General features: G+C 69.6%; 16 protein-coding genes. 4 read left to right on the top strand and 12 right to left on the bottom strand.

What is annotated here, in order from left to right; all coding sequences use genetic code 11:
• The first annotated feature begins 116 nt into the window (after positions 1–116).
• The 3 genes from PIR02_07685 to PIR02_07675 all read left to right on the top strand — a co-directional run bounded on the left by PIR02_07685 (position 117) and on the right by PIR02_07675 (position 4,317).
• The gene (locus PIR02_07685; protein WZH38544.1) at positions 117–1,976 is read left to right on the top strand and encodes a beta-glucoside-specific PTS transporter subunit IIABC; all 1,860 of its coding nucleotides are present in this window, start codon (positions 117–119) and stop codon (positions 1,974–1,976) included.
• Positions 1,977–1,997: 21 nt separating this feature from the next.
• Positions 1,998–3,413, top strand: a complete 1,416-nt coding sequence (locus tag PIR02_07680; GenBank protein WZH38543.1) for a glycoside hydrolase family 1 protein — start codon at positions 1,998–2,000, stop codon at positions 3,411–3,413.
• Positions 3,414–3,474: 61 nt separating this feature from the next.
• Complete coding sequence (locus PIR02_07675; GenBank protein WZH38542.1) at positions 3,475–4,317, top strand: Cof-type HAD-IIB family hydrolase; 843 nt, start codon at positions 3,475–3,477, stop codon at positions 4,315–4,317.
• A gap of 52 nt (positions 4,318–4,369) precedes the next feature.
• Here the strand turns inward: PIR02_07675 and PIR02_07670 are convergent, their stop codons facing one another.
• The 8 genes from PIR02_07670 to PIR02_07635 are packed head-to-tail and all read right to left on the bottom strand — an operon-like array spanning position 4,370 to position 12,531.
• Entirely contained in the window at positions 4,370–4,675 is a 306-nt protein-coding gene (locus PIR02_07670) for a hypothetical protein (GenBank protein ID WZH38541.1), read from the bottom strand.
• A complete protein-coding gene (locus PIR02_07665; protein WZH38540.1) occupies positions 4,672–6,003 on the bottom strand; it encodes a DUF1446 domain-containing protein in 1,332 nt (443 codons plus the stop codon). Before PIR02_07665 ends, PIR02_07670 begins: the two co-directional genes overlap by 4 nt.
• Positions 6,000–7,340 (bottom strand): carboxylesterase family protein, encoded by a 1,341-nt coding sequence (locus PIR02_07660; protein WZH38539.1) that lies wholly within the window; start codon positions 7,338–7,340, stop codon positions 6,000–6,002. The genes PIR02_07665 and PIR02_07660 overlap by 4 nt, the downstream gene beginning before the upstream one ends.
• Positions 7,337–8,116 (bottom strand): ATP-binding cassette domain-containing protein, encoded by a 780-nt coding sequence (locus PIR02_07655; GenBank protein WZH38538.1) that lies wholly within the window; start codon positions 8,114–8,116, stop codon positions 7,337–7,339. Before PIR02_07655 ends, PIR02_07660 begins: the two co-directional genes overlap by 4 nt.
• On the bottom strand, positions 8,113–9,051 hold the full coding sequence (locus PIR02_07650) for an ABC transporter ATP-binding protein (protein ID WZH38537.1): 939 nt from the start codon (positions 9,049–9,051) through the stop codon (positions 8,113–8,115). Before PIR02_07650 ends, PIR02_07655 begins: the two co-directional genes overlap by 4 nt.
• On the bottom strand, positions 9,048–10,040 hold the full coding sequence (locus PIR02_07645; protein ID WZH38536.1) for an ABC transporter permease: 993 nt from the start codon (positions 10,038–10,040) through the stop codon (positions 9,048–9,050). Before PIR02_07645 ends, PIR02_07650 begins: the two co-directional genes overlap by 4 nt.
• Positions 10,006–10,893, bottom strand: a complete 888-nt coding sequence (locus PIR02_07640; protein ID WZH38535.1) for an ABC transporter permease — start codon at positions 10,891–10,893, stop codon at positions 10,006–10,008. The genes PIR02_07645 and PIR02_07640 overlap by 35 nt, the downstream gene beginning before the upstream one ends.
• Positions 10,894–10,926: 33 nt before the next feature.
• A complete protein-coding gene (locus PIR02_07635) occupies positions 10,927–12,531 on the bottom strand; it encodes an ABC transporter substrate-binding protein (GenBank protein ID WZH38534.1) in 1,605 nt (534 codons plus the stop codon).
• 117 nt (positions 12,532–12,648) lie between these two features.
• Between PIR02_07635 and PIR02_07630 the strand changes: the two genes are divergently transcribed.
• On the top strand, positions 12,649–13,353 hold the full coding sequence (locus tag PIR02_07630; GenBank protein WZH38533.1) for a GntR family transcriptional regulator: 705 nt from the start codon (positions 12,649–12,651) through the stop codon (positions 13,351–13,353).
• A 150-nt stretch (positions 13,354–13,503) separates the two neighbouring features.
• Here the strand turns inward: PIR02_07630 and PIR02_07625 are convergent, their stop codons facing one another.
• The 4 genes from PIR02_07625 to PIR02_07610 are packed head-to-tail and all read right to left on the bottom strand — an operon-like array spanning position 13,504 to position 16,882.
• Positions 13,504–14,334, bottom strand: coding sequence for an NAD(P)-dependent oxidoreductase (locus PIR02_07625; protein WZH38532.1), 831 nt, complete (start codon positions 14,332–14,334; stop codon positions 13,504–13,506).
• Entirely contained in the window at positions 14,331–15,107 is a 777-nt protein-coding gene (locus tag PIR02_07620; GenBank protein ID WZH38531.1) for an enoyl-CoA hydratase/isomerase family protein, read from the bottom strand. The genes PIR02_07625 and PIR02_07620 overlap by 4 nt, the downstream gene beginning before the upstream one ends.
• Positions 15,104–15,865 carry an SDR family NAD(P)-dependent oxidoreductase gene (locus tag PIR02_07615; protein WZH38530.1) on the bottom strand — a complete coding sequence of 254 codons (762 nt, stop codon included), beginning with the start codon at positions 15,863–15,865 and terminating at the stop codon, positions 15,104–15,106. The genes PIR02_07620 and PIR02_07615 overlap by 4 nt, the downstream gene beginning before the upstream one ends.
• Positions 15,866–15,910: 45 nt before the next feature.
• Positions 15,911–16,882 (bottom strand): hypothetical protein, encoded by a 972-nt coding sequence (locus PIR02_07610; protein ID WZH38529.1) that lies wholly within the window; start codon positions 16,880–16,882, stop codon positions 15,911–15,913.
• Between the last annotated feature and the right edge of the window lie 150 nt (positions 16,883–17,032).

The raw sequence follows: 17,032 nt of genomic DNA, 5'->3' as shown, positions 1-17,032 counted from the left end.
TCGCTGACGAGCGATGAACGGATTCGGGTCTTTTTTATTGCCCGAAACACCCGGGATTCGTCGCCACAGAACATTCGACGGGCCGCATGGATGCGGTGAAAGGCAGGCGGATTCCGATGGTGGATCACGCGAAGACAGCGGCGGCGGTTGTGACCGGCGTCGGCGGAGAGAGCAACATCACCTCGCTCGTGCACTGCGCGACGCGGTTGCGGTTCGTGCTGAAAGACGAGAGCAAGGCGGATGCCGCGGCCCTCCGCGCCACCCCGGGCGTCATCACCACGGCGCAGGCGGGTGGGCAGTACCAGGTCGTCATCGGCAACGACGTCCCCGACGTCTTCGCCGCGATCCAGGCGCAGACGAAGCTCGGCGGCGCAGGTTCCGAGGGCGGGGACACCGGCCCGAAGGGCAATCTCTTCAACCGCTTCATCAAGATGATCTCGGCGATCTTCACCCCGATCCTCTGGGCCCTTGCCGGTACCGGTCTGCTGAAGGCGTTCGTCGCCGCGGCCGTCACCTTCGGGTGGCTGGATGCCACGAGCACCACCTACGTGATCCTCAACGCCCTCTCCGACGCGTTGATCAACTTCCTCCCCATGGCGCTCGCCATCACCGCGGCGCGCTACTTCAAGGCATCCGAGTTCACCTCGTTCGCGATCGCCGGTGCGCTGGTGTACCCGAGCATCGTGGCGCTGAACGGTCAGCCAGACATCACCTTCTTCGGCATCCCGGTGATCATGGTCAGCTACGTCTCGAGCGTCATCCCGATCATCGTGATCGTGTGGCTGCAGAGCTACGCCGAGCGTTTCCTGCTGAAGGTGCTGCCCGGCGCCGTCAAGCGCTTCCTCACGCCGATGATCGTGGTCGCCATCGCGGTTCCCCTGGTGTTCCTCGCGATCGGCCCGCTGTCGAGCCTGATCGGCGGCGGGCTCGCGGCCGCGATCGGCTGGGTGTTCCAGACCGTGCCGTGGCTGGGCGGCGCCATCATGGGCGGCCTCTGGCAGGTCTTCGTGATCTTCGGCCTGCACTGGGGCCTGGTGCCGCTGTTCCAGCTCGAGCTGCAGACCACCGGTCAGATGCTGCTCATCGGACCCGTGTTCGCCGCCGTCCTCGCTCAAGCGGCCGCCGTCGCCGGCGTCCTCGTGCGCACCCGCAACACCAACCTCCGTTCGCTCGCCGCCCCGGCCACCCTGTCCGGCTTCCTCGCCGGCATCACCGAGCCCGCGATCTACGGCATCAACCTGCCCCTCAAGCGCCCCTTCGCCTTCGGAATCGTCGGCGGTGCGCTCGGTGGCGCGCTGATCGCGATGGGCGGCGTCTTCTCGAAGGCGTTCGTCGTTCCCTCGGGCCTCGCCCTCCCGGCGCTGCTCGGCAACGGCAACATGGTCATGCTGGGTCTGGGTCTGGCCGTCGCGATCGTCGTGCCCTTCCTCCTCACGGTCATCGTCGGCTTCACGGACCCGGTCGACACCGCTGCTCCCGCAGCTCCTGTCGCGGCGACCGACACCGTCGTGCTGAGCCCCGTCGACGGCACCGTCGTCGCCCTCGGCGAGGTTCCGGATGCCGCCTTCGCCGACGCCTCGCTCGGCAAGGGCGTCGCGATCCGCCCGACGTCGGGAGCGGTCTACGCCCCCTTCGACGGCACCGTCGTCGCGGCGTTCCCGACCGGTCACGCGATCGGCCTGCGCGGGGTCGACGGTGTGGAGCTGCTGATCCATGTGGGTCTCGACACCGTCAAGCTCGGCGGCGAGCACTTCACCCTCAAGGTGCAGTCCGGCACCGAGGTGAAGGCCGGCGACCTGCTGCTCGAATTCGACGGCGACGCCATCGAGAAGGCCGGATACGACCTCATCACCCCGGTCATCGTCACCAACGGCGACCTGTACCCCGACGTCGCGGAGGCGGCATCCGGACCCCTCTCGCACGGCGAGACGCTGTTCCGCGCCGTCTCCGTCGACTCGCTGTCCGCCACCCGCTGATCCCCCGGAGGCACGAAAAGAATGACGACCACCCCCTTCCCCGACGGCTTCCTCTGGGGCGGCGCGACCGCCGCGAACCAGGTCGAGGGCGCGTACGACGAAGACGGCAAGGGCCTCTCGGTGCAGGATGTGATGCCGAAGGGCATCTCGGGTCCGCGCAGCGCCGAGCCCACGCCTGACAATCTCAAGCTCGTCGGCATCGACCACTATCACCGCTACGCGGAGGACATCGCGCTCTTCGCCGAGATGGGTTTCGGTGTCTACCGCTTCTCGATCGCGTGGAGCCGCATCTTCCCGAAGGGAGATGAGACCGAGCCCAACGAGGCGGGCCTCGCGTTCTACGATCGCGTGCTCGACGAGCTCGAGAAGCACGGCATCGAGCCGCTCGTGACGATCTCGCACTACGAGACGCCCCTGCACCTCGCCGAGCAGTACGGCGGCTGGACCAACCGCGAGCTGATCGGCTTCTACGAGCGGTACGCCCGGACGCTCTTCGAGCGGTACGGCTCGCGCGTGAGGTACTGGCTGACGTTCAACGAGATCAACTCGCTGCTGCACGCGCCCTTCATGAGCGGCGGCATCCCGATCCCCGAGGGCGGCGTTCCCGAGGAGCAGCTGTACCAGGCGATGCACCACGAGCTCGTGGCATCCGCTCGCGCGACCCGCATCGCCCGCGAGGTCGCCCCCGAGGCGAAGGTCGGCTGCATGGTGCTGTCGATGCCGGTGTACCCGCTGACCCCGTCCCCCGATGACGCGGTCGCCGTGATGGATGCCGATCACGGCAACCTCGTCTACGGCGACGTGCACACCCGCGGCGCCTACCCCGGGTACTTCCTGCGGACGCTCCGCGAGAAGGGCATCGAGCTCGACATCACCGACGAGGACCGCGACGACCTGACGAACACGGTCGACTTCGTCTCGTTCAGCTACTACATGTCGATCGCCGAGACCGCCGACCCCGCGAAGCGGGCCACCGGCGAGGGCAACATCATGGGCGGCGTCTCCAACCCGACCCTCCCGGCGAGCGAGTGGGGCTGGCAGATCGACCCCGTGGGCCTGCGACTGGTTCTCAACCAGTTCTGGGACCGCTGGCAGAAGCCGCTGTTCATCGTCGAGAACGGTCTGGGCGCGCGCGACCAGCTCGTCGAGGTCGACGGGGAGAAGACGGTCGTCGACGACTACCGCATCGCGTACCTGAACGACCACCTCGTGCAGGTCGGTGAGGCGCTCGAAGACGGCGTCGACGTGCTCGGGTACACCTCGTGGGGCTGCATCGACATCGTCAGCGCCAGCACGGCGCAGCTGAGCAAGCGATACGGTTTCATCTACGTCGACCGCAACGACGACGGCTCCGGAACCCTCGATCGGTACCGGAAGAAGTCGTTCCACTGGTACGCCGACGTCATCCGAACCAACGGCGCGTCGCTTTCGCGCTGATCCCCCTGACCGGCTCGGCCCCGGGTCTGCGGACCCGGGGCCGATCCCCTTGGAGTGCACCATGACCCGCATCGCCTTCCTCGACGTCGACGGCACGATCCTCGAGCACGGTTCGCTGATCGCCCCGTCCACCGTGACCGCGATCCGCGAGGCCCGCGCCAATGGTCATCTCGTGTGGCTGAGCACCGGCCGCTCCGCCGGCGACGTCCACCCCGACGTCCTGGCGATCGGCTTCGACGGCGCGATCACCAACGGCGGGGCGTACGCAACGCGCGACGAGCAGATGCTCGTCGAACAGCCCATGCCCCGAGCCGATGTCGACCTCCTCGAGCGGTACTTCGAGGCGCATGGCATCCATTACTTCCTGCAGACGCACGGGGGCGTCTTCGCGAGCGCGGGCATGGGCCCCGTGATGACCGCCTACCGTCGCGAGCGTCACGCCGAGCGCGCCGCCCAGCTCGCCGCCGAAGGCCTGGTGGCCGAGGAGCCGCTGTGGAAGGAGCCGCGACCGGTGTCGGAGGTCGACCGCGACGCGGTCGCCAAGGCCGTGTTCGTCAGCCCCTCGATCGACACCGTCGCTCACGCCGCCGCCGAGCTCGGCGACGGGTTCCACGTCATCCCGGGGTCGATTCCGCTCCCCGGCGGCTCGAACGGCGAGATCGGTCAGGCCGGCGTCACGAAGGGGTCGGCGATCACCGCGGTGCTTGCGATCCTCGGTCTGTCGGCGACGGATGCCATCGGCATCGGTGACAGCTGGAACGACGTCGAGATGTTCGAGGTCGTCGGCACCCCCGTCGCGATGGGCAACGCCGCTCCCGAGCTCCAGCGCCTCGCCGGCCGCGTCACGACATCGGTGCTGGACGACGGCGTGCACAACGCGTTCGCGGACCTGGGCCTGATCTGACGTCGGCGCGTCCGCCCCGCGCAGATCCCTGAGCCCGTCGAAGGGAGCGGAGCTACCCCTCCACGACGAGATCGAGCAGGTGGCCCGACAACGTCTTGCCGTGCGGATCCGCGGCGCGAGAGCGCGTCACTCCCCCGTCGAGCCTGTCCCGTACCACCACGGTGAACGCGCCGAGACGCGGAACCGGGTGGATGGTCACGTTGCCCGGGTCGACACCGAAGTGCGCGGCGACGCGTTCGGCGCGTAGCGCGTCGTCGACGCGCGCGTAGTCGTCGGGTTCATACGGCGCGACGACGAGGATCGACGTGTCCCCCTTGTCTCCCGCGCGCGCGTGAGCGAGATCGCCCAGAGTCGTCATGACACCATCTCCACTCGCGGCGCGACACGGTCACGATCGATGAAGGTCGAGACGATGCCGACCGTCTCCTTCAGGCTGAGGTCGGCACCCCCGCCACCGGCCGGACCGTTCGTGTACAGCGCCTCGACCTCGCGGTGCAGCAGCGCCGCGACCGAGCGGTCGAACGTCCGCAGCGAAAGCCGCGCGCGCACCTCGGCCGGGTCGCCCACCGGCACATGCCACGGGCGCAGGGAGTTGTAGCCCTGCAGGTCCGCTCGGACCTCGAGCGGATCGCGGCCGTGGACGACGTCCCACCGCTCCCGCACGATCCGCAGCGCCAGTTCGGCACGTTCGCGGGCACCTCGCCCCGCGTAGGCGATGCTGCCGATGGCCAGGTACCCATCGCGCACGCCCACGCTCACCTTGAGCTGCTCGGGTCGACCGTTCGCGGACGCCGCGGACACGCGCACGCGGTCGGCGCCCACCTCGTCGATCCGGACGTCGCCCAGGTCCAGGGTGGCATCCGGGGTCTTGTAACGGGCGGGATCGTCGATCTCGTAGAGCAACTGCTCGAGCACCGTGGCGCGGGAGATGAGACCGCCCGTGCCCTCGACTTTGCCGAACTCGGCGACGCCGTCGGATGCGACGTCCGCGAAGGGGAAGCCGAGGGTCGCGAGCCCGGGAACGACCTTGCGGCCTCCGTCGGCGAAGTATCCGCCGGTCAGCTGCCCGGCGCACTCGAGCAGGTGCCCGACCAGTGTGGGGGCGGCCATGTCGTCGGGCGCGGAGTCGTCCCACCCGTGGTGCACGGCGATCGGAGCGGCGAAAAGCGCCGCATCCCCCATGCGCCCCGTGATCACGACGTCGGCACCGTTCTCCAGGGCCCTCATCGCGGCGCCCGCTCCGATGTACGCGTTGGCCGAGACGAGCCGGTCGCCGAGGTCGGCGATGGTGAGGTCGGTCCCCGTGATCCGGGCATCCGCGGGGAGCTGCGCCGCGACGTCGTCGCCGACGATCGCCGCCACCCGGCGGCCGGCGCCTCGCGGGTGCGCGGCGAGCAGGTCGACGACGGAGCGCGCGAGCCCGATGGGATCGGCGGCCCCGGCGTTGGTGAGCACCCGGGTCCGCGACGAGAGGTGCGGCAGAGCTCCTGCGAGTCGATCGAGGAACAGCCGGTCGAAGCCCGCACCGGCCGCCGTAGCGGCCCGCTGCTGTGCGAGGCCGATCGTGCGCTCGGCGAGACACTCGAACACGAGTGCGTCGAGGTCGCCGCGCGCGGCGAGGATCTCGGCCGGCTCGAACCGGTCGCCGGCGAAGCCGCTTCCGGCCCCGATGCGATACGTGCTCACGGCCGCGCCACCCCCTGCCAGATCGTCACGAGATCGTCGGGGGCGAGGGATGCCGTCGGCACGCTGCCCGCGACGAGCGGGGCGTCGAGTGCTCCCCCGTCGAGGTGGCCGTCACGGATGAGGGTCACGAGGATCCGCTGCACGTCACGCGAGCGCGCATCGTCTCCCCGGGCGAAAACGCCCAGCAGCTCCGCGCCGTGCCCGCCGGGTTCGTCGCCGTCACGGCCGACCTCGAGGTACGCGCCCCCGCCGCCCGCCGCGCGCTGCTCCGCAACGAGTCGGGCAGCCGGCAGCCGGTAGATGTAGTCACCGAGAAGGCGCCGCCAGTTCGCGGCGACGTCGCCACCCCCGTAGGCGTCCAGCACGCGCCGCGACGGAACACCGGTCAGGGCCTCGACCGCCTCCGTGAGGGGCCCGTCGAGGTCGGGGACGGTTCCCGGGCCGAAGCCCTCCATCTCGTCGGTCCCGGCGGCGGCGAGGACGAAGGTGTCCCGCAGGGCTCCCGCGCCGACGGCATCCATCGGATGGCGCGGCACGACGGCACCCGTCATCCCCCCATCGAGCGCCACGCCGAAACCGACCGGGCGCACTCCGTTGCGGATGCCGAGATCGCGCGGAGCGACCGCTGCCTGGGCGGCCAGGATGTCCGCCGGGTCGAGGTCGACGAGGCGTTCGGCGGTCACGCCGAGTTCGGCGAGGATCGCGTCGGCGAAGCGCGCCGCATCGTCTGCCGCGATCACCCGCGAGGCACCACCCGAGAAACACGCGACAGCGCGGGGCCGTGGGACGCCCGGAGCCACCGCCGCCGCCGCGGCGAGGAAGGCCCCGGCGCTCTGGCCGATGAGGGTCACGCGCAACGCGTCGCCGCCGAACGCGGCGGCCGCGGCGTCGATCCACCGCAACGCGGCGCACACGTCCTGCAGACCGAGGTCGTGCGCGGCGGAGAGCGCTCCGCCGTGACCGGCGAACGAGCCGAAGCCGAAAGCCCCGACGCGATAGTTCACCGTGACGACGACGCTCTGCGCGGCTTCCGCGAGGGCGGCCCCGTCAAAGAACGGCGTCGCCGCGGTGCCCATCTCGAACCCTCCGCCGAAAAGCCAGACCGCGACGGGGGCATCGACCGCTCCGCGTGGCGCCCAAACGTTCAGGGTGAGGCAGTCAGTGGCCGACTGTCCCCCGGGCAGGTCGAATCCGGGCACGGGTGCTTGGACGGGTGCGGGGCCGAAGCGTCCCCCCGGAGCCGCCGGGGCCGCGGGCTCGGTCGGCTGCGGTGCGGCGAAGGGGTGCGGAAGTGTCGCGAAGCGCACGCCGAGCCAGGCGTCGACGTCGGCGCTCACGGTCGACCCTCGATCGTCGGAATCGCCTCGATCAGCGATCGCGTGTACGCCTGGGTCGGGTTGGCGTAGATGTCGCGTTTGTCGCCCTCTTCGACGAGGTCGCCGAGGTACATCACACCGATGCGGTCGGAGATGAACTCCACCACCGACAGGTCGTGCGAGATGAAGAGGTAGGACAGCCCGAACGCCTCCTGCAGATCCTTCAGCAGGTTGAGCACCTGCGCCTGCACCGAGACATCGAGGGCCGAGACCGGCTCGTCGGCGACGATGAGGCGCGGCTGCAGGGCGAGAGCGCGCGCGATCATGATGCGCTGGCGCTGACCGCCCGAGAAATCGACGGGCTTCTTCTCCAGTGCCGCGGTGCCGAGCCCGACGTGGTCGACGAGCTCGCGGGCGCGGTCGCGCTGGTCCTTCGCCGTCCCCCGGCGGTGCACCTGCAGCGGCTCCATGATGAGGTCGGCGACCGTCATGCGCGGATTCAGAGCACCGAACGGATCCTGGAACACGATCTGCACGTCACGGCGGTACTGCTGGCGTGCTGCCCGGTCCAGGCGCGTGACGTCGGTGCCGTCGAAGCGCACGGTGCCCGAGGTGGGTTCGGTCAGGCGCGCGACCATGCGGACGACCGTCGACTTCCCGCTCCCCGATTCCCCGACCAGGCCGTACGTGCGACCTTTCTCGATCTGGAACGAGACGCCCTTCACGGCCGTGACCTGGCGGCGACGGGAGACGTGGAACGTCTTGGTGAGGTCCTCGACCTCGAGCAGGGCGGTCATGCCGCAACTCCTTCGGCTTCGCGTCGCACCCGGTGACCGGGGGCGACCGTGACGAGCTCGGTGACGGGGCGGAGGGCGGCGGCATCCTGTCGTGCATCACGCAACCAGGGAGCGATGGATGCCACCGTCGGAAGGCGCGGGCGGTCGTCGCCGAGCACCGGGATCGACATCAGCAGCGCCCGCGTGTAGTCGTGCGCCGGGTCGTGCAGGAGCAGGGAGGTCGGTCCACTCTCGACGACCTGCCCGCCGTACATGACGACGGCTTCATCGCACGTCTCGGCGACCACACCGAGGTCGTGGGTGATGAGCATGAGCGCGAGACCCAGGCGCTCGCGCAGAGACCCCAGCAGGTCGATGACCTGACGCTGAAGCGTGACGTCGAGCGCCGTCGTCGGCTCGTCGGCGATCACGAGCTCGGGTTCGCACGAGATCGCCATCGCGATCATGACGCGCTGGCGCATCCCGCCCGAGAGCTGACCGATCCGGTCGCCGCGGATGTCTCGTGCCTTGCCGAGACCGACGATGTCGAGAAGCTCGCGCACCCGGTCGGCGCGTTCCCGCCGGTTCATGTCGAAGTGGGCGCGGAGGCCCTCCTCGAGCTGTTGTCCGACCGTGAGGATCGGATGCAGTGATGACATCGGCTCCTGGAACACGAAGCCGATACGTCGCCCCGCCATGGCTCGGCGTTCGGCCGCCGACATGCCGATCAGCTCGCGCCCGTCGAAGCGGACCGAGCCGCTCGGCGTGAGCTTCTCACCCAGGAGTCCCGCGATCGCGAGCGCGGTCAGCGACTTGCCGCTGCCGGACTCGCCGACGACGGCGAGGGCCTGCCCGCGGTCGAGGGCGAAGTCGACGGATCGCACGGCGTCGTAGGGACCCGATGCGGTGTCGGCGGTGATGGAGAGGTCGGAGACCTGCAGCAGTGGGGCGCTCATGCGCTCTTCCTCCCGAGTCGGACGCGGGGGTCGACCACGGAGTACGACAGGTCGACCAGCAGATTGACGATGATCACGAAGAGGCCGGTGAACAGCACGATCCCCTGCACCAGCGAGTAGTCTCGGCGCCCGACGGCATCCAGGAGCAGGCGGCCCATCCCCGGAACGCCGAAGATCGTCTCGACCACCGCGCTGCCCGAGAGAAGGCTCGCCACCAGCAGACCCGCGACGGTCATGATCGGCAGCGCGGCGACGCGCACGATGTGCACCGCGCCGATTCGTCGCGGGGCGATGCCGAGGGAACGCGCGGTCGTGACGAAGGGCTCGCGGACGACGTCGAGGATCGCGCCGCGTGTGATGCGGGCGACGAACGCCGACTCGGCGATGCCCAGTGACAGGGCGGGCAGGGTGATCGAGCGCAGGTGCGGCCAGAAGCCCTTCGACATCGGAACGAACCCGCCCACGTTGAACCAGTGCAGCCAGGCGGCGAAGACCACGATGAGGATCAGCGCGACGACGAACTGCGGCACGGAGATGCCGATGATGCCGAGGGCCGTGGCGATGCGCCCAGCGGGTCGGCCGTTGCGGAAGGCGGCGAGCGTGCCGAGGCCGATGCCGAGCACGAGGGCGACGACGAGGGCGACGATGCTGATCTCCAACGTCACGAGGGCGTAGTCGGGGATGACGTCGACCACGGGTTTGCCGAGGAACAGGCTGTCGCCGAGGCGGAGGGTGACCACGTCACCCAGGAATCGGCCGAACTGCTCCCACAGCGGGGCGTTGAGCCCGAGTTCTTGGCGGAGAGCGGCGACCTGGTCCGGCGTGGCGGAGTCACCGAGCAGGATGGCCGCCGGATCGCCCGGAGCGAGGCGCAAGAGGAGGAAGACCAGCACCAGGGGCACGGCGACGGTGGGCAGCAGCGCGAGGAGGCGCTGCGCGAGATAGCGGAGCATGTCAGCGGCCTCCGGCACGCGGGTCGAGGATGTCACGGACGTTGTCGATGACGATGTTCATGGCGAGGACCGTGAGGATGAGTGCGAGACCCGGAAATCCCCACATCCACACCGCCGAGGTGAGGTAGCTGCGGGCCTCCGACAGCGACGCGCCCCAGCTGGGGACGTTCGGCGGCAGGCCCGCACCGATGAAGCTCAGCGCCGACTCGACGAGGACGGCGGTGGTGAAGGTGATCGCCGCCTGCACGAGCACGGGCGTCGTGCACTGCGGGAGGACATAACGCCAGAAGATGCGGACGCTGCCGGCTCCGATCGCGCGGGCGGAGTCGACCATCGGCAGCTCGCTGGCCACGAGGGCGGAGCTGCGCACGACACGGGTCATCCCGGGGACGAACACGATGGTCATCGCGAGGATCACGGTCCCCAGCCCCGGTCCGAGGATCGCGGTCATCGCCAGGGCCAGCACGATGATGGGGAACGACATCACGCCGTCGACGATGCGCATGACGATCGCGTCGAACCAGCGGAACATGCCGGCCAGAATGCCGATCACCACTCCGATCGCCGTGGTGATCGCCGCGGTGACGAGGCCCACGGTGAGCGAGGCCTGTGCGCCGAACACGGTGCGCGAATAGACGTCGCGTCCCAGGTTGTCGGTGCCGAAGATGTGCGTCGCGGAGGGCGGGCGCAGGCGCTCGACGGCGACGAAGGCGTTGGGATCCCCCGCGAGGACGGGGGCGAGCAGAGCCGCCCCCGCCATCACGAGAAGGAGGATGAGCGCCACCACGGCGATCGGTCGGTGCAGGAGTCGACGCCACAGTCGTGGTCGCACGGTGCGCGCGGCCGCCGCTTCGATCGACCTCTTCGTGGGGACGGTCATCTCGGACATGGGGATCCTTGTCGGGGGTTCAGCGGGACAGGGTCACTGCTGGTCGAGCCAGGTGTTGTAGTACCAGCCGGCCAGCTCGTCCGGGTGCTCGGTGTGCACGCGGTTGGCGGTGATGAGCAGCGGGCGCGAGGTCCCGAACTTGAGGAACGGCAGGTCTTCGTAGACAAGGGTCTGCAGCTGCTCCCAGGTGACCTTGCGCGCTGCCGGGTCGGACTCGGTCGACAGCGTCGACAGCAGCGCATCGCGGTCGGGTGAGACCCACGTACCCGGGAAGGTCTGCTGCAGGTAGGGCAGCAGCACCGGGTCCGCGTAGGTGGGGATCCCGGAGGAGAACAGATCGAACGCCATGGGGTCGGTGCGCAGCTGGATGACGCTCGCCCGGTCGATCACCTGGAGATCGATGGTGATGCCGGCCTCCTTCAGCTGCTGCTGAGCGGGGAGCGACGGGCCGTACCAGGAGGGGTCCTCCTTGGTGGTGAGCCAGCGGATCGGCTCGCCCGTGTAGCCGGCCTCGTCGAGGAGCTTCTTGACGCGGTCGAGGTCGGGCTTGTTGTAGTTCTCGGCGCCGGCGTCGGTCGCCCAGGTGCTGTTGACCTCGGGGATGATGCTGCCGTCGACCGAGTAGAACTCGGGGTTGCCGAAGGCCGCGAGCATGATGTCATCCATGTTCAGCGCGGCGAGGAACGCCTGCCGCATGGCGACGTTCGACATGATGCCCTGCGCCTTGTTGAACACGACGGTCGAGCCCGACGTGGGGCTCAGCAAGACAGCCTGGGCCACCCCACCACTGCTGACGGAGTCGTAGTCGTCGTACGAGAGCGACCCGCCGATGTCGACCTGGCCGGCCTCGGTCGCCTGACGACGCGTCGACGCCTCGGGCATCGGGGTGAAGACGATCTGATCGGCGTACGCGTTCTTCGCGCCGAGACCGCCGTCGCCGGGGGTGTCGAGCTTCTGATAACCGTCCCAGCGGTCGAGGACGACGTCGCCGTCGGCCGCGTAGCTGGTCAGCTTGTAGGGACCGGTGCAGACGAGGTCGGACACGGGGTCGGTGATCGGGCGATCCTTCACCACGCTCGCGGGCATCATGTACGCCGTCGTCAGCAGAGTCGGCAACAGCGGGCTGGGCGTGTTCAGCGTGATGGTGAGCGTGGTGTCGTCGACCGCCTCGATCGAGGTCGTGAGCGACTTCAGGATGGAGCCGTTGCCGGGGGTGAGGAAATAGCGGTTGAGGCTGGCGATCACGTCGGCGGACGTGAACGGCTCGCCGTCTTGGAACGTCACGCCGTCGCGCAGGCTGAGCGTGTAGCTGCCGCCGCCGTTGTCGACCAGGTCTTTCGCGAGCACGGGGCCGACCTCGAACGACGTCGAGACATCGAAGAGAGGCTCGCAGACCTGTCGGGCGATGACCCAGTCTGCCTGGAGGCTCGTCGCGAACGGATCGATGATCGACGGCGTGGCCGGCAGCGCCACGGTCAGCGTGCCGCCGGTCTGCGGCTCGCCTCCGCTCGAGATGCCACCGCTCGTCGAGGTGTCGTCGGCGCCGCAGCCCGACAGGACGAGAGCGGATGCCGCCGCGAGCGCGACGAGCGGGATCAGTCGGCGCGCGCGCCGGTTCGGTCGAACATCGTGCCTCATTGCAGAAACTCCATCGTCGGGGTTCGGGATGCCGCGTCGGGGGAACGCGTATCCACTGTATACACTGGATCCACTGGATACGCAACGCGTTCGCCCCTATCCTCGAAGCGACGGGAGATGGCACGTGCGATCGAACGAGGAGGCAAAGTGGCGGCATCGATGAGCCCCGAGGTGATCGCCTCGCGGATCGCGCTGGCCATCCGCGAGAAGGTCATCCCCCCGGGGGCGACCCTCGTCCAGGAGGACCTCGCTCGGCGTTTCGACGTCAGCCGCAGTCCCGTCCGCGAGGCCCTGCGCATTCTCGCGACCGAGGGCGTGATCGAGATGACGCCTGGCGGCGGCGCATCTGTGCGCACGCTCGACCGCGATGAGCTCGACGAGCTCTACGAGTTGCGACTCCTGCTCGAGCCGACCATCGCCGACGACATCGTCCGGCGCATCACGCGCGGAGAGATCACCGCCCTCGAGTCGCGCGTCGCCGAGATGGAGTCGTCAGACGACGTCGGGCGATGGATGCGCGCGAACTTCGAGTTCCACTCACGGCTGTACGACGCGGCGGGACGGCCGCGCACGGCTGAGATCCTGCGGGGACTCCTGGCCGCCGTGCAGCCCTACTCCCAGGAGAACATCGACCATCTCGGCGGTCGCGGGCAGGCGGATGAGGAGCACCGCGAGATGCTCGCCGCCATCCGCGACGGCGACGCCGGGCGCCTCGCGGAGCTTCTCCGAACGCACCTCGTCAGCGCGAAGAACCGCGTCGCTCACGCCCTCGCCGAGGGCGATGACGTCGATCCACTGGCCCTCTTCCGCGGCGAGCCCTGACCCGACGGCGTGTCCGCGGAGGCTCCGACAGGCTCAGCCGCCGCTCTCCCCGTCACCCGCGCCGCCGACCCGCCGGGCTCCTGAGCCTCAAGCTCGCCGAGCCCCGCCAGGTCACTGAGCCCATCGAAGGGGCCGACACCCGTGCCCGCCTCAGTCGAGGAAGATGTCCGGGTACATCGCCTCGTCCGGCGTCCCCGGTACCGCGGCGTACCGCGAGAAGTCGGTCACACCGGCTCGCTCGAGCACGTCCTCGACGATCAGCGTCTGCCCGGTCAGCTCGCGCGACGGCGCACACAGCACCTCGTACGCGGCGTCGGCGTAGATCTCGGGGGTGCGCGACACGGCCATCAGCCGATCGCCGCCGATGACGTTCTGCACGGCGGCGGTCGCGATGGTCGTCCGTGGCCACAGGGTGTTCGCGGCGATCCCGTCGCTCGCGAACTCCGCCGCGATACCGAGGGTCGCCATCGTCATCCCGAACTTCGCGAGGCTGTATCCGGTGTGTGCACCGAGCCACTTCGGTGTGACATTCAACGGCGGTGACAGCGAGAGGATGTGCGGGTTCTCGGCATCCTTCAGCTGTGGGACGGCGGCCCGCGAGAGCAGGAACGTTCCGCGGACATTCACGTCCTGCATCAGGTCGTACTTCTTCGTCGCGAGCTCGAGCGAGCCCGAGAGGTCGATGACACTGGCGTTGTTCACGAGCACGTCGATGCCGCCGAACTCTCCCACCGTTCGCATCACGGCTTTCGTGATGGATGCCTCGTCGCGCACATCGCCGACGATCGGCAGCGCCTGCCCGCCGGCCGCGCGGATCGCCTCGGCCGCGGTGTGCACCGTGCCTTCGAGCTTCGGGTGCGGGGTGTCGGTCTTGGCGAGCATGGCGATGTTGGCGCCGTCGCGGGCTGCGCGCAGCGCGATGGCGAGGCCGATGCCGCGGCTGCCGCCCGACATGAGGATGGTCTTTCCCGCGAGCGTCACGAGCGTCCTTTCGCGGAGGCGGCAGCGAACGCGGCGACCCGCGCTTTCGCCTCCGGGGTGTCGAATGCGGCGCCGATGGTGGCGGCCTCGTCGTCGAGGTTCTCGGTGAAGGTACGCCCGGCGCCCACGCGCACGAGACGCGTCGCCTGGCCGAAGGCGGCCGTCGCCCCGTCGAGCCAGAACTGCGCGATCTCCTCGACCCGCGAGACCAGATCACCGGATGCCACCACCTCAGCCACGAGACCCCAGTCCCGTGCTTCCGCGGCGGTGAGCATGCGGTCTTGCAGCAGTAACTGCAGCGCCCGCCGCTGCCCGATCGCGGCGGGGAGCAGGGTCGAGACGCCCAGGTCGGGCGTCAACCCGATGTTCGCGTAGCGGCTGACGAAGCGGGCGTTCTCGCTCGCGACGATGTAGTCGGCGGTGAGCATCAGCCCGAGACCGCCTCCCGCGACCGCCCCCTGGACGGCGGCGACCATCGGCAGGGGCGCCTCCGCGAAGGTCCGGATGCCCTCGTGGATCGCTTTCGCCGTCTCCGTCACCTCGGCGCCCGACGACCCGGTCGTCGCCATGGCCACAACGTCGCCGCCCGCGCAGAACGCGGGGCCCTTGGCATCCAGGATCACCGCTCCGACCGACGCGTCGGACGTCACCTCGTGGGCGACGTCGCGCCAGCGCGCAGCCATGGGGAAGTCCATCGCGTTGAGCGACGCGGGGCGGTCGAAGGTGACCCGCGCGAGACCGTCCGAGACGTGGAGCAGGATGCCGTCGGTCATTTCGGCGCCATCCGGATGGCGCCGTCGAGACGAATGGTCTCGCCGTTGAGGTAGCCGTTGTCGACGATCGCGAGCACGAGTCGGGCGTACTCGTCGGGGGCGCCGAGGCGCGAGGGATAGGGCACTTGCTGCCCGAGCGAGTCCTGCGCCGCCTGCGGCAGCCCCTTGAGCATCGGCGTCTCCATGATGCCGGGGGCGATGGTCACGACCCGGATGCCGTGCCGCGCGAGCTCTCGGGCGATCGGCAGTGTCATGGCATGTACGCCACCCTTGCTCGCGGAATAGGCGGGCTGACCGATCTGCCCGTCGAAGGCGGCGACGCTCGCGGTGTTGACGATGACGCCACGGTCGCCACTCTCACTCGGATCGGTCTGCGCCATCACCGCCGACGTCTGGGCGATGACGTTGTATGTGCCGATGAGGTTGACCCGGATGACACGCTCGAAGTCGGCGAGCGACGACGGAGCGCCGTCGCGATCGAGCACCTTCGCGGGTGGGGCGATGCCGGCGCAGTTCACGACCACGCGCAGGGGGCCGGCTTCGGCCGCTCGGGCAGCCGCAGCGGCGACCTGTTCGGCATCCGTCACGTCGGCGGGCACGAACGCCCCGCCGAGCTCCGCGGCGATCGTCTCGCCGGGCGACGACGGCAGGTCGACCACCGTCACGGAAGCCCCTGCGGCGGCGAGCCGTCGCGCGGTGGCCAGGCCCAGCCCCGAGGCACCGCCGGTGACGAGGGCGGAGGCTCCTGAGATGTCCATGCGTTCTCCTTCGAAGCAGAAACTCAGTACCACCCTACCCGGGACTCAGGTTCGCGCCGAGCGCGGCTTCGACCGCCGTTTGGACCGGGCGGGTTGAATCGGAATCGCGGCCGTCGTCGCGCCATCGACGAGGAGCGTCACCTCGTCCGGACTCCAGCCGTGCCGATCGCGGAGGCATTCGCCGAGCTTCGTGATGGCGTCCGGCAGGGCGATCTCGACGCCTCTCGGTAGGTCGCGCGCGCTTTCGTCGAAAGTCCGAGCGGCACTCTGCAACTCCACGACGAGGGCGCGCATGCGCTCCTGTCCGTAGGCCGCGGATGCCAGGGCCCAGTCGCCCACGACGACCGACCGACCCGGCGGGCACACGGCCGGTGTCGAGGCGAGGATGCGAGGGCCGAGCCGTAACCGCACGACCGCGACACCGATGAGGGCGATGACGACACCGCTGACGACGGTCGTGGGAGCGAACGAGAACCCGGTCCGGTACAGGACGGAGTCCCACCCGGCTGTCGCCCCCACCACGATCCGCGCTGCCGAATACACCGCATAGAGACCGTTGGCGATGATGACGAGGCGCATCGGACCCCAGGGCTCGACGCGAGATCGGGCCGCGACCACGACGCACGCGAGACACACCACCGTCAGAAGGGCGGCCTTCACCGCGAGCGAGGGGGGTTGCGGCAACGTCGACGTCGCGATCGCGGTCACCAACGCGAGCCCTAGGCCCGCGATCGACCACCTCCGGGCCCTCTCGCCCTCGAGCACCTTGAGGGCGACCAGGAGCAGGGCGGGGGCGAACACCATCGCGACGTCGCCCAGCACGAGCGAGACGATTCCGCCACCCGCGCCGTAGATGTAGTACATCGCGCTCGACCCCACCGCCGCCACGCCCGACACCGCGGCATACCGCAGGAACAGGGTCATCGCTCCGGGCGTCCCGATACGCGGCAGCGCAGCGAACAGCACCGTCGCTGCCACCGCGACACTCACCGCCAGAATCCCGAACGACAGTTCCATGACACCCCCGTCCGCCATTCTGCCCCGTCGCCACGATCCGGACGGACAGTCCGAACCCCCGTTGCGAGGGCAAATCGACGTGCGTGTCACCGCAAGTTGATGCCTTTCGGCAGGCGGTCTCGCGCCGCCGACAGATGGCTAGGTTGAGTC

Origin of the sequence: Microbacterium enclense (assembly GCA_038182865.1) — a bacterium.
In the GTDB taxonomy this organism is placed as follows: domain Bacteria; phylum Actinomycetota; class Actinomycetes; order Actinomycetales; family Microbacteriaceae; genus Microbacterium; species Microbacterium enclense_B.
This window is presented reverse-complemented; position numbering and strand designations above follow the sequence as displayed.